Annotated in this window: 15 protein-coding genes; all 15 read left to right on the top strand. The window is 52.8% G+C overall.

What is annotated here, in order from left to right; genetic code table 11:
• The first annotated feature begins 4 nt into the window (after nt 1-4).
• Nucleotides 5-502: a flagellar export protein FliJ gene (fliJ, locus tag VHE12_14055; GenBank protein ID HVZ81907.1), complete on the top strand. Its 498-nt coding sequence runs from the start codon at nt 5-7 to the stop codon at nt 500-502.
• A 4-nt stretch (nt 503-506) separates the two neighbouring features.
• A complete protein-coding gene (locus VHE12_14060; GenBank protein ID HVZ81908.1) occupies nt 507-1319 on the top strand; it encodes a flagellar motor protein in 813 nt (270 codons plus the stop codon).
• A gap of 35 nt (nt 1320-1354) precedes the next feature.
• Nucleotides 1355-2128, top strand: coding sequence for a flagellar motor protein MotB (locus VHE12_14065; GenBank protein ID HVZ81909.1), 774 nt, complete (start codon nt 1355-1357; stop codon nt 2126-2128).
• A 17-nt stretch (nt 2129-2145) separates the two neighbouring features.
• Entirely contained in the window at nt 2146-2622 is a 477-nt protein-coding gene (locus tag VHE12_14070) for a flagellar basal body-associated FliL family protein (protein ID HVZ81910.1), read from the top strand.
• Between the two features lie 35 nt (nt 2623-2657).
• Nucleotides 2658-3695, top strand: a complete 1038-nt coding sequence (fliM, locus tag VHE12_14075) for a flagellar motor switch protein FliM (protein ID HVZ81911.1) — start codon at nt 2658-2660, stop codon at nt 3693-3695.
• 141 nt (nt 3696-3836) lie between these two features.
• Nucleotides 3837-4658, top strand: a complete 822-nt coding sequence (gene fliN / locus VHE12_14080) for a flagellar motor switch protein FliN (protein HVZ81912.1) — start codon at nt 3837-3839, stop codon at nt 4656-4658.
• Between the two features lie 151 nt (nt 4659-4809).
• Nucleotides 4810-5376, top strand: a complete 567-nt coding sequence (locus tag VHE12_14085; GenBank protein HVZ81913.1) for a flagellar biosynthetic protein FliO — start codon at nt 4810-4812, stop codon at nt 5374-5376.
• Complete coding sequence (fliP, locus tag VHE12_14090; GenBank protein ID HVZ81914.1) at nt 5376-6122, top strand: flagellar type III secretion system pore protein FliP; 747 nt, start codon at nt 5376-5378, stop codon at nt 6120-6122. The genes VHE12_14085 and fliP overlap by 1 nt, the downstream gene beginning before the upstream one ends.
• A gap of 9 nt (nt 6123-6131) precedes the next feature.
• Complete coding sequence (gene fliQ / locus VHE12_14095; GenBank protein HVZ81915.1) at nt 6132-6401, top strand: flagellar biosynthesis protein FliQ; 270 nt, start codon at nt 6132-6134, stop codon at nt 6399-6401.
• Nucleotides 6402-6408: 7 nt separating this feature from the next.
• Nucleotides 6409-7194, top strand: a complete 786-nt coding sequence (gene fliR, locus VHE12_14100; protein HVZ81916.1) for a flagellar biosynthetic protein FliR — start codon at nt 6409-6411, stop codon at nt 7192-7194.
• A gap of 18 nt (nt 7195-7212) precedes the next feature.
• Nucleotides 7213-8286, top strand: coding sequence for a flagellar biosynthesis protein FlhB (gene flhB, locus VHE12_14105; GenBank protein HVZ81917.1), 1074 nt, complete (start codon nt 7213-7215; stop codon nt 8284-8286).
• A gap of 88 nt (nt 8287-8374) precedes the next feature.
• Nucleotides 8375-10477 carry a flagellar biosynthesis protein FlhA gene (gene flhA / locus VHE12_14110; GenBank protein HVZ81918.1) on the top strand — a complete coding sequence of 701 codons (2103 nt, stop codon included), beginning with the start codon at nt 8375-8377 and terminating at the stop codon, nt 10475-10477.
• Complete coding sequence (flhF, locus tag VHE12_14115; protein HVZ81919.1) at nt 10474-11673, top strand: flagellar biosynthesis protein FlhF; 1200 nt, start codon at nt 10474-10476, stop codon at nt 11671-11673. Before flhA ends, flhF begins: the two co-directional genes overlap by 4 nt.
• Nucleotides 11674-11714: 41 nt before the next feature.
• Nucleotides 11715-12581: a MinD/ParA family protein gene (locus VHE12_14120; protein ID HVZ81920.1), complete on the top strand. Its 867-nt coding sequence runs from the start codon at nt 11715-11717 to the stop codon at nt 12579-12581.
• Between the two features lie 145 nt (nt 12582-12726).
• Nucleotides 12727-13071 carry a hypothetical protein gene (locus VHE12_14125; protein ID HVZ81921.1) on the top strand — a complete coding sequence of 115 codons (345 nt, stop codon included), beginning with the start codon at nt 12727-12729 and terminating at the stop codon, nt 13069-13071.

The raw sequence follows: 13071 nt of genomic DNA on the forward strand, positions 1-13071 counted from the left end.
TCCGATGCCGACCCGTTTTCGGTTCCGGTTGGAACAGGTACTGAATCTCCGTAAGCAGCTGGAGGAGCAAAAGGTGCGGGAATTGGCCCAAGCTCAAGGGCGTCTTCTGGAGATAGAAGAGGAGCTCCGGGGGCATGAGCAAGAGGAGGGCGCCTTTCTGGGGTCTTACGGTCGTTTTGAGGAGGCCGGGACGTTCAGTAGTGACCAAGTGATGGCTTTTTCCGAATATCGGGATTGGTTGTCGCGCCGTAAAAAAGAGATGGAACGTCGGGAAAGGGAATGGGCACAGGAAGTTGAGCGGCGGCGCCAAACGGCCATGCGGGCGTCCCGTGGAAGACGATTGTTGGAGAATTTGAAGGAAAAGCGAGCTAAACAGCATGCCCAAGAAGTCCTGGGCGAAGAACAGCGTTTTTTGGATGAGATCGCTTCGATCGCTTTTGTAAGGCGGGACCGGGTCCAAAGGACCATCGGGGCCGCTACGACCGAAAACTTAGGGAGGTGATATTGTGGATATCGCAACGGTTCTAGGATTGTTTTTAGGGCTCATCGGTGTCGTCGGGGGGTCCCTCCTCGATGGAACACCCTTGACCGCGTTGTTGCAGTTCGCGGCCTTCGTCATCATTTTTGTGGGAACCTCAGGCGCGACCATGATGAGCTTTCCCATCGATACGGTGAGGGAATTTTGGCCGGTCCTTAAAAAGGCCTTCAAAAAACAGGAACTGGATCCTGCGGCGATCGTCACTCAATTGGTGGGTTTTGCGACCAAGGCTCGTCGCGAAGGTCTGCTGGGCCTTGAAGAGGAAGCGGAAGCGATCCAGGATCCTTTCCTGAAGAAGGGCCTTCAATTGGTCGTTGACGGTACCGACATCGAAATGATCCGCAATATCATGGAGACGGACATAGCGTTCCTGGAGGCTCGTCACAAGATCGGTGAAAGTATTTTCGGGACGCTGGGTGGTTTTGCCCCTACCCTGGGTATCATCGGGACCGTCGTCGGTCTCGTGCACGCCTTGTCGGCCTTCGGTAGCGGGGAGGCGGATGCGGCGGCCCTGGTCGCGGCTATCGCAACAGCCTTCATTGCGACTTTCTATGGGATCTCCTTTGCGAACCTGGTCTTCCTTCCCATTTCCTTCAAATTGAAACAGAACAGCCAAGCGGAGGTGCTCCTTCGCGAGGTCATGCTGGAAGGTATCTTGGCCATTTCAGCTGGGGATAACCCGCGTATCGTTGAGGAGAAGTTAAAGGCCTTCCTTCCGCCGCGTATGAAACTGGACATGGAGGCGGCGGCAAAACAGGGCGAAGGCAAGGAAGAGGAATAATCCTCCCCGAATCGGGGGTGTCATGGAGTTTTTGAATGCCTAAACGTAAAAAAGGTGGCCACGACGGTGGCATGGAGATGGAATCCGGCGGCATGATGCGCTGGCTCCTGACCTATGCTGACTTGATCACCCTTTTGTTAGCTACCTTTATCATCCTTTTTGCGACTGCGAGCCAGAGCAAACAGGTCATCGAGGAGATCAAGGCACAGATCCGGGCGGTTTTCGGCCCTATCCCCGGGAATACAGCTGTCCTTCCCTCCCAAAGCGCGAATGCGGGTGAACATTATAAGATCATTCCTGGAGAGCCGCGGGAAGGGGGGCCGGTGGGCGGACCCGCTCCGCCGAACAAGATCACTACAATGGGAGAACTGAAGAGTGGTCATCCGGGTATTCGCCAGCAGTTGGGTGCCAATAAGGTCTATATCCGTCGCGAAGCTCGGGGGCTGGTTATTAGTCTCCTAACGGACAAGGTGCTTTTTGACCTCGGCGAGACAAAGATTAGGCCGGAAATGTACGAGACATTGAACGATATCGCAGATATTCTCAGGAAGAATCCGGATAAAAAGGTCGAAGTGGAGGGCCATACCGACGATTTGGCCATCCAAACCCGCAAGATCCCAAGCAACTGGGAACTATCTGCCCTCAGGGCGACGGCAGTCGTAAAGTATTTAGTGGGTGAAAAGGGGTTGGATCCGGCCCGATTTTCCGCAGCTGGTTATGCGGAATACCAGCCGTTGGTCCCGAACATCAGTGAAGCGAACCGCCGGATCAATCGGCGGGTCGACATTGTTATCATGAATTTGAATTAATTAAAGGAGGGGTGAACATGGCAGATCAAGGAGAAAAGGGCTTGCGGGGTTTGGTGATGATCTCGCTTTTACTCAGCGCCCTCACTTTGGTGGGGATGGCGGTCTTGGGTGTTCTGGCCCTCACGAAATTGGGAGGTGTTTCTGAATCGAAAAAGGAGGTCAAGGTCATCGAACAGAAACCGGAACCCGGGAAGAATTATGACCTGGGCACTTTCACGGTGAATCTTGCCGATGAAGAGGCCTCCCGTTATGTCCGCGCCCATGTGGTCATGGAATATAGTTCCCTGAACCCCGAGCTGGACAAGGAAATCAAGTTGCGTGAGGCTCAGTTCAAGGATCTGGTGAACACCCTCCTGAACGATCGAAAGGCCGTGGAATTATCGACCGCCGAAGGGAAGGAACAATTCCGCCGCGAGTTCCAACTGAAGGTCAACGAAACCCTGAAATACGGCGCTATTACAAATGTTTTCTTGACGGAGTTTGCGATCCAATAAGTTGTTGGTGGAAGCTGCCATAGGGGAGAAGAGAAATGGACGATCTGCTATCTGATGGTGAGGTAAGCGCGTTACTTTCCGAATTGGATGTCGGGATGACGGGGGGGGAATCCCCTTCGGTCGACACACCGGGTAGTAGCTCGACGGCACCTGAGGCGGGAATCACGGTCGATGAGCAGGGCCGTAAGATCAAGACCTATGATTTCAACCGACCCAACCGTTTTTCCAAGGATCACATGCGGACCTTGGAAATGCTCCATGAGATCTTTTCTCGGGGCTTCACGGCTTCGGTGGCGGCTTATCTTCGTACGGTTGCGGATATCAAGGTGGTCTCGGTCAGCCAGTTGCCGTTCCGGGAATACACCATGTCCCTTCCCCGTCCCGATTGCATTTTTGTGCTTAAAATGGAGCCGCTGGATGGTTCTTTCCTTTTGGAGATCGGCCCCGAGTTGGTCCTCACCCTGATCGACCGTATCTTGGGAGGTCCCGGAAAGGCCCCGATGGCGCCACGGGAACTCACCTTGATCGAACAATCGGTCATTGAGAAGATCATCAATCGCGGTATGGAAGCGCTCCAGGAAGCCTGGCTCAAGGTTGGTCACTTCCAGCCCAAGCTGACCGGGTATGAAACGACCGCCCAATTCGTTCAGATCGTGGCTCCTTCCGAGATCACTGCGGTCATCGAGTTCGAGATCAAGATCAATGATGTGACAGGCAAGATGTCGATGTGCATCCCTTATGTGGTTTTAGAGCCCATCATCGGGGATTTGTCGGCCCAAAAATGGTTCACGGTCGGGAAGAAAGAGTCCACGGCGGAGACCGTCGAGAATCTCACCAAGGTGATGAAGGAAACGACCATCCCTATTGTTGTTCGGGTGGGCGCGGCCGGAATCACCGTGCGCGAAATGCTGGGCTTGAAGTCAGGAGATGTCGTCCGGTTGGATACCAGCCCCCACCAAGAGATCTCTGTCCTGATCGAGAATTTGATCAAGTTGAAGGGACGCCCTGGCATCTCCTCGAAAAAGAAGGCGTTGCAAGTCACGAAAGTGATGTCGCCGGATGAAAAGTCCTAGGTAGGGGCCATGTCTGATCTGGAAAAGTTGAATGCGGCGGCGGGGTCCATGGCAGCCGAGATGGGCCAAACCCTGACCGGATTGCTGGGAAGGGAAAGCTCCGTTTCGTTCGTTCAGTTGATGGAAACGGACCCCGGTTCCATGAGCGGTGTGTTGGACGGTCCTTTTCTCTTCTCCTTCCTGCAAGGGAGCGGAGGGCTGGATGGTCAGGCTCTTTTGGTGATCCGTGAAAAGGACGCTTCCGTCATCGCCGATCTCTTGATCGGGCAGGAGGGGACGAATGCACCGGAGCGTGTGACCGAACTCCATCTATCGGCGTTTGGAGAGGTCGTCCAACAGTTAGCGGGGGTCCTGACTAGTGGGCTCAAGCCCTTGGCCGGGCCTCAAGCCCATTTTGAAGTGCAGGAAACGGTATCCCAGGAGGGTGACGGGGCCCAGAACGCCCTTTCTCAATTGGGAAGTTCCTTGGCTGTGCTTACCTATGGTTTGAATGTGGAGGGACTAGTTTCAGGCGACCTGATGGTTTGCTTTCCCGGTGCGGTCGCGACCCGACTTTCAACGGGTTCAGGGAGGAAGGCGGGCCCCTCGCCCGCGCAAGTTGTTAAACCCGGTGCTTCTGTTAGAAGTGCCCAATCGATGCCAGGAGGTAAGGCTGTGGAACCTTTAGAGAACGAGTTCGCGGGATCCTCCCGCCCAGCGGGTGGCAATATCGCCCTGCTGATGGATGTTCCGCTCAAGTTGACGGTGGAACTTGGCCGTACGACCAAACTGGTCAAAGAGATCCTAGCCCTTGCGCCGGGTTCGGTCGTTGAATTGGACAAGCTGGCCGGGGAAGCGGTTGATATCTTGGTCAACGAAAAATTGATCGCCAAGGGCGAAGTTGTGGTGATCGATGAGAACTTCGGCGTGCGTATCACCGAGATCATCAATCCGGAAGAACGACTGACCGCAGTCCAGGGTTGAGAAAGTCCGTTGTCCTGGACGTGACATGTCTTTGATCGCCTCATCCTACAAGAACCCCGCGAGATTCTCCCGGCTATGGGGAGGGTTCGTTGGGGTTTGTCTTTTGTTGTGTTCTTTTTCCGCGGCCCACGGGTTGGACGATCATAGTGGTTTGTTCCAGAGTCAAACAGGAACGATTTCCACGCCTGGTGCGTCCGTTACGGCTCCCATGGCACTACCTGAGGAAACCCCGAGCCCATCTCCCGGCTTATTTTCGACCTTTATCCGGCTGATCTTGGCGCTGGGGATAACCCTTGGCCTGGTCGTGATCACCATTTGGGGACTGAAATGGGTGTGGGAAAGCAAAGGCTTGTCCCAGGTTGGCGAAGAGGGAAAACCAATCCGTGTGTTCCATACCACGTATTTGGGCCCCCGATTGTCCATTCAATTGGTGGAGATCGGTTCAAAAGTGCTTGTCCTGGGTGTGGGGCCCACGGAGATACGTTGTTTGGACGTGATCATGGATCCACGTGAGGTTGCGACACTTAAGGAAAGTCTTCCTGCCGGGTTTCCACAGGCTCTTCAAAAGATACTGAAGTCCAAAGAGGCAGAAGATAGAGGTGAGCGTGCCCAAGCGATGATCCGTGAAAGCAACCAGGCAGTTGGGGAATACGTTCAAAAACTGAAGAATCTTAAGAAGAAAAAAATCCTGAACACTCCACCGAACAAGGATACTTAATGCGGTTACGTTCCTCGCCATTTTTGTTGTTAGGCTTGGTCCTTTTCACGATCCCGGTCCATGCTGCGGATATTCCTTTGCCCGCCATCCGGATCGGGGTCGACCAGGCCAAGAGCCCCCAGGAAGTGGCGATGAGCCTTCAGATACTTCTGGTTTTGACGGTACTTTCCCTTGCTCCTGCCATCTTGATCCTGACAACTTCTTTTACTCGGATCGTTATCGTCTTGGCTTTTTTGCGTCAGGGGCTGGGAACCCAACAAGTACCTCCGAATCAAGTCTTGATCGGACTGGCACTTTTCTTGACCTTCTTCACCATGCAGCCCACGTTCCAAAAGATCGACAAGGACGCTTTGACCCCCTATCTGAACGGGAAATTGGGAACCGCTGAAGCCTTTAAAAAAGCCGAGGATCCCATGCGACAATTCATGTTCAAACAGGTCCGCGAGAAGGACCTGGCCCTTTTTGTCGCACTTTCCAAGTCCAGCCGTCCTAGGACGCCGGCGGATATTTCCACTTGGGTTCTGATCCCGGCTTTTGTGATCGGTGAATTGAAAAAGGCGTTCGAAATGGGATTTATCATCTTTATCCCGTTCCTTATCATCGATATGGTGGTGGCTTCGGTCCTCATGTCGATGGGTATGTTGATGCTCCCGCCTGTTCTGATCTCCCTTCCTTTCAAGATCCTTCTTTTCATTATGGTCGATGGATGGAACCTGATCGTCCGATCCATCGCCTTGAGCTTTTAGGAGCCATCCGTGACCGTTGAATTCATCGCTGATCTTGCCAGTCGGGCTCTTTGGGTGACCCTTCTGGTATCCGCTCCCATCCTGGGCTTGGGCTTGGTGGTCGGTGTAGCTGTTTCCATTTTTCAAGCCGTGACCCAGATACAAGAAATGACCCTCACCTTCATCCCGAAAATTATCGCGATTTTCATCGCGATCCTGGTCTTTGGGAAGTGGATGATGATCGTTCTTTTGAACTTCACATCCAACCTTTGGGTGAATTTACCCCAATATGTGAAGTGAGGACCCCATGCCTGAGAATCCATTCCATTTCAGTCCTGGGGAAGTGGTGGGTTTCGTCCTAGTCCTGATGCGAGTGGCAGGGATTTTCCTGACAGCGCCGGTCTTTTCCAGCCGTCAGATCCCCGTTCTTTTGAAGGCTTCTTGGGTTCTTTTGACGGCTTTTCTCATTTTCCCCATTGTCCCGCTTCCAACGGGGGACTTGCCTGCTCCCGGCCTGGCCTTCGGACTGGCAGTGGTCCGCGAACTTCTACTTGGTTTTTCCATTGGTCTGGCCGCCACCCTGGTCTTCACGGGCATCCAATTGGCTGGCCAGATCATCGATATCCAAATGGGACTAGGAATGGCGAACATCATCGATCCCGTCACCGCGACCCAAATATCGGTCATGGGACAGTTTTATTTCATGGTGGCGACCTTGGTCTACTTGTCCGCGGATGGACACCACCTTTTGCTACGGGGGATCATGGATAGTTTCGGGGTCGTTCCTTTGGGAGGAGCCCATTTCACTCCTGCTTTGGGATCCAAAATGATGGAGATATTCACCCAGGTTTTCTTCATCGCTTTTCGCGTTGGAGCCCCGGTTATCGGAGCCCTTTTCATAACGAACATGACGCTAGGCATCATCGCGAGGACCGTTCCGCAAATGAATGTTTTTATCGTTGGTATGCCACTGGGGATGGCGGTCGGTCTCATCATCACGGCCTTTTCGATGGGATTCTTCTCTTTCATGCTTCAAGGTCTTTTTAAAGGGATGCACAGGGATTTCGCCATCCTTTTAAGGGCCCTTCACTAACGCGGCGAGGTTCCTCGCATGGCAGATCCATCCAAAACCGAAAAAGCGACCCCGCGGCGGCTCCAGGAAGCGAGGGAAAAGGGACAGGTCGCCAGGTCCGTTGAGGTCAATTCGGCCTTAGTTCTCTTGGGAGCCTTGTTTGCTTTTCGGTTCGCGGGACCTTATATGATCGAATCCATGGGCAGGTTATCGTCTTTTTGCTATCGCAATTTGGACGTGTCTTTTGACATGGAAAATGTTTACGCCATGGTTCTCTTTTATATGACGGAGGTTTTTAAGATCATCGCCCCTGTCCTGGGTGTCGTCCTAGTGGTAGGTCTGCTTTCCAATTACCTTCAAGTTGGGGTCCTTTTTACAATGAAACCCCTGGTCCCCAAGTTCACCAATATCAATCCAGTGACCGGGTTCCAAAAGCTTTTTTCTCGGCGTTCCCTGGTGGAGTTCATTAAGTCGCTGATGAAGCTTTTTTTGGTCGGGATCATCGCTTTTTTTGGAATGAAAGAAGCCCTTGCCCAATTGGTACCGACCATGGATATGCAGGGGAGCGAGTCGCTAAAATTCGTCGGAAAGTTGACCTTGGGGATCCTGGACTGGATCATTTTCGCTTTCGTGATCCTGGCCCTGATGGATTATTTTTATCAACGATGGGAATACCAGGACGGCCTCAAGATGACAAAACAAGAGATCAAGGACGAGTTCAAACAATCTGAGGGCGATCCTATGATCAAAGCCCGAATCCGACAGATCCAGAGGGAAATGGCCCGGCGCAGGATGTTCGAATCCATTCCAAAAGCGGATGTGGTCATTACAAATCCGACCCACGTGGCGGTGGCGCTCCAGTACAAGGATGGAATGCAGGCCCCGATGGTTCTCGCGAAAGGAGAAAGGGTGATCGCGGAGCGGATCAAGGAAATGGCCCGGAAGCATGGTGTTCCCATCGTGGAAAATCCTCCCTTGGCCCGGGCGATCCTGAAGCAATGTCCTGTTGGAGCCCCGATCTCTTCGGACCTTTTTGGGGCCGTCGCCGAAGTGTTGGCTTTCGTTTACCGTTTGAACCAGAAAAGACGGGAGGGTATGCCCGCCCCAGGTTAAAAGAAAGGGCGGGTCCCCCAAAAGGAAGCATGAAGAATAGAGGGAATCCGGTTACAATACGAATTCGCTTTTTTGGCCACCCTTGAACATGGACGGTCGTATGCCTGAAGTTAGTAGCGTCAATCCCACTCAAAACAATAACCAAGATCTTTTTGTGGCGCTGGGCGTCATCTTGGTCGTTTTGATGTTGATCATTCCACTTCCCTCGATCTTTTTGGACATCCTGATCTCATTCAATATCACCATGGCTCTCGTGGTGGCTTTGATCACGATGTATACCTTGGAGCCCCTCCACTTTTCTATTTTTCCCACCCTTTTGCTCATTACGACCATCTTCCGTGTGGCCCTTAATATTTCGGCTACTCGATTGATCCTTTTACATGGGCAGGATGGCGCGGATGCGGCCGGACGTGTGATCGAATCCGTCGGTAAATTCGTGGTGGGGGGGGATTACTGGGTCGGGTTCGTCGTCTTCTTGATCCTCATCATCGTCCAGTTCGTTGTCATCACGAGTGGCGCTCAACGGGTCGCCGAAGTGGCCGCCCGGTTCACCTTGGATGCGATGCCGGGAAAGCAAATGGCGATCGATGCGGACTTAAATTCGGGCCTGATCACGGACGATCAGGCCCGTAAACGCCGCAAAGAGGTCGAGCGGGAAGCGGACTTCTACGGGGCTATGGATGGTGCCAGTAAATTCGTCCGAGGGGACGCTATTGCCGCCATTGTGATCGTGATCGTCAACATTTTGGGCGGATTTGCCGTTGGATTCTTTAAATACGGCATGCCAATGGGGGCGGTCCTTCAACGCTACACGCTCCTGACCATCGGTGATGGTTTGGCCACCCAGATTCCGGCCCTTCTGCTTTCTTTCGCGACCGGTGTGGTGGTCACACGTGCGGCTTCGGAAAGCAATCTCGGCACGGATCTCATCAAACAGATCATTTCCGTTCCGAGGGCGCTTTGGTTGACGGCGGCGGTCATGTTCATTGCGGGTCTCGTCCCTGGATTGCCAAACTTCGCATTTTTGTTCATTTCGATCGTTACGGCGACATTGGCTTATTTTGTCGAGAGATCCCTGCGCTTGGAAGCGGAAGAGGTCGCTGAGAGTGAAAAGGCTCAGGTGGGACCGGAAAAGCGGAAAGAACCCGAGAATGTAACGAGTCTCCTTCAAGTGGACCATCTAGAGGTGGAGATAGGTTATAGCCTGATCCCGTTGGTGGATGAAGCTCAAGGCGGGGATCTACTGGAGAGGATCACGGGGATCAGGCGTCAAATGGCGACCGATCTTGGACTTGTGGTGCCTCCGATCCGAATCCGGGACAACATGCAATTACAACCCGCCGAATATGTCATCAAGATCAAGGGTGTCGAAGTTTCGCGTTGGAAGATCATGCCCGGGCATTTATTGGCCATGTCCACCAATCCCAACATGCCGAAGATCGAAGGGATCGAGACGAGGGAGCCGACATTCAATTTGGTCTCCTATTGGATCACGGATGAGGAGAAGGGAACGGCCGAACAGGCCGGATATTCGGTGGTGGATGCTTCGACGGTCGTGGCGACCCACTTGACCGAAATCATCCGCAATCATGCCCATGAGTTCCTGACCCGACAGGCCGTTGCGAAACTCGTGGATACGGTCAAGAAGGATTCGCCGACGGTCGTCGATGAGTTGGTGCCGGCCCAGTTCAGCGTAGGTGATCTTCAAAAAGTCCTTCAAAATCTGTTGCGGGAACATATTCCGATCCGGGATATGGAAACGATCTTGGAATCATTGGCAGATCATGTTCGTGAAACGAAGGACGTCCAGATCCTGACCGAATATGCCCGAAAAGGATTGGCCCGTTCTATCACGAAACTTTACCAATCTACCGATGGGAAGGTTTATGGGCTAACGGTGGATCCCCGGTTGGAAAAAAAGATCATGGATTCGGTCCAATCCGCAGAAACCGGGAATCTTTCGGCCTTAGACCCGAAGATACTTCAAAATTTATTCCGTAGCCTTTCCCAAGGTATTGAGAAAATGGCTGGAGCTGGGCGTCAACCCATTGTCCTTTGCTCGCCGGCGGTACGGCCCTACTTCAAAAAAATAATCGAACGTTTTATACCGCATCTGACCGTGATTTCTTTCAGCGAATTACTTCCCCGGACCGAAATTCAATCCTTGGGGTCCATCGAGGCCCCTGAATGAGAATCCGTCGATATGAGGCGCCGACGATCCAAGAGGCCTTGATGAAGGTAAAGAAAGATTTGGGGCCTGAAGCGGTCATTCTTTACACCAAGACCTTCCGGAAGGGAGGGGTCATGGGACTGTTTGGCCGGCCCATGGCGGAGATCACCGCAGGGGTCGATCTGAATCTTCTGGATGATGTGGCTAAAAGAAAGGCGTCCTTATCCCCGGTGGTGGCTGAAAGGGCCGAAGCGTCCATCCCCAAAGCCATGGTCAAATCACCTGCGATCCCACAGAGCGCTCCGACGGGGACATTGGACCCGAACCGGATCAAGGTCAAGGCGCTCCAACGTGAATTGAATGAAATGAAAACATCGAGTGTGGCATCGGCCCTCCGCGATATGAACCAACTGGATCCGTCCGCTCTTTTATCCCCGGGGTTCGCCCGTTTGAGGAAAAAATTGAGCAAACAAGAGGTGGAGGAGTTCTTAATTCAAAAAATGATCAAAGGTATGATGACCGAGAACGTGGATCCGGACCGCTCGGACGAGGTCTATCGATGGATTCATCAATTCGTGGGCAATGCCCTGAAGATCGCCGGTCCTGGGCCCGCGTCCCAGTACCAAAAGGTTTTGGCTTTTGTTGGCCCGACGGGTGTCGGTAAGACGACGACTTTGGCTAAATTGGCCGCCCGTTTTAACCTGATGGAACGTAAAAAGGTGGCGATGATCACGGCGGACACTTACCGAATTGCCGCCACCGAGCAATTGAAGACCTACGGACGAATCATGGGTATACCCGTGGAAGTCGCCGAGTCGGCCGAGGATGTTCCAACGATACTTGCCAAGTACCGTTCGATGGACCTGGTCCTTATCGATACGGCCGGTCGGAGTCCATCGAGCGATGATCAATTGGAAGAATTGAAGTATTTCATCTCCAAAAGCCAAGCGGACGAGATCCATTTGGTCCTTTCCGCCACCACGAAATACCTCGATATGATCCGGATCATTGAGCGGTTCGGGTCCGCTGTTCCATTGAATCGGATGATCTTCACAAAACTGGACGAGACCCGTTTTTACGGAGCTTTTTTGAATTTAATGAATAATTTCCAGATACCGCTTTCGTTTTATTCCACGGGTCAGAACGTACCGGACGACCTGGAAGTGCCTGAGGTCCACTCCTTGGCGGAGAGAATCTCGAAGATGCTCTTAAGCTAGGGGGAGTCGTGCAAGATCAGGCTGAACGCCTTCGACAAATGATGGAGAAGGCTGATAATAATGCCCCGAAAGAGGTCCAACTTACGCCTGGCCGCTCGAAGATCATCGCGGTCACGAGCGGAAAGGGCGGGGTTGGAAAAACGAATGTTTCTGTGAATTTAGCCTTGGCTATGGGGGCCAAAGGGCAAAGAGTCCTGCTTTTTGACGCGGATATGGGACTTGCGAATGTTGACGTGATGCTGGGGTTGATGCCGACTTACAATCTTTTGCATGTTCTGAACGGACAAAAGGAACTGCACGAGATCCTGACCGACGGTCCGGAAGGCATCAAGATCATAGCGGCCGGTTCCGGAGGAGTCCAGGAATTGGCCGACCTTTCCGAAACCCAGCGCGCCAGGTTCCTGGATGCCCTGGTCCGGATGCGCAACGACGTCGATGTCATCCTGATCGACACGGGAGCTGGCCTTCAAAGAAATGTCCTGGCTTTCGCGTTATCGGCGGATGAGGTGGTTGTTGTGACCACGCCGGAACCGACGGCTTTGATGGACGCCTATGGCATGATCAAGATACTGAACCGCGAAAGAAAAAACCCTTTAGTGAGGGTCGTGGTCAACATGGCCGGTTCCCAAAATGAAGCGGATGAAGCGGGAAAAAAACTGGTGGTCCTTTCGAAACGATTCCTCAATTTGGACGTTGATTACCGGGGTTTTATACCCCGGGACATGGGTATGGTCCGAGCGGTCAAAGAACAAAGGCCTATTCTTTTGTCGTCTCCGATGAACCCGGCTGCATTACAATTATCGCGACTGGCCGATGGTCTTTTGACGAGTGGCCCTGTGGAAGGGGATGGATCACTCCTGAATTTTTTTAAAAAGGTCACCCGGATCTTCGGGGCAAAAGAGGCGTGAGCTGAGCATTAAAGGTGCTTAGGTTAACTGGAACCAATTTCAAACTCGTGTGATGTGACGGATTTCGGGAGGAATTATGGCGCGACAAGAAAAAGATCGGATCTATTACGAGATCACAAGGGAAAAACCATTCGGCCAATTCCAGATGTTGTTGGTGGGTGGATCCGCCGGTTCCGTCACGGGTTTTTTGATCGCTTCACTGATTGGTGCTTATGAAGGGATCGAGATGGATTCGTTGGTGCTCGCTTTTTTAGTGGCCTCTCTTCTGGGTTTCTTTTTCGGGGCGGGCTTGGTGTGGCTTTTCCTTCATTACTTCAGCTCATTCGTTAATGAACTCTCCGCATCCTCGGTGGAACCGGTCGGGCAGGAAATGACCGAAGAAACTGCGACCGAGGAACCTCTGGCGGAGGGTCCTGTGGTGGCGACCGAAGATGAAAAAGGTCAATCGGTCGATTTTACTTTCCCCGAATTCACACCCGACAAACAGTAG

This window comes from bacterium (assembly GCA_035549195.1).
Classification (GTDB): Bacteria; Oederibacteriota; Muellerivitia; order Muellerivitales; family Muellerivitaceae; genus DASZRK01.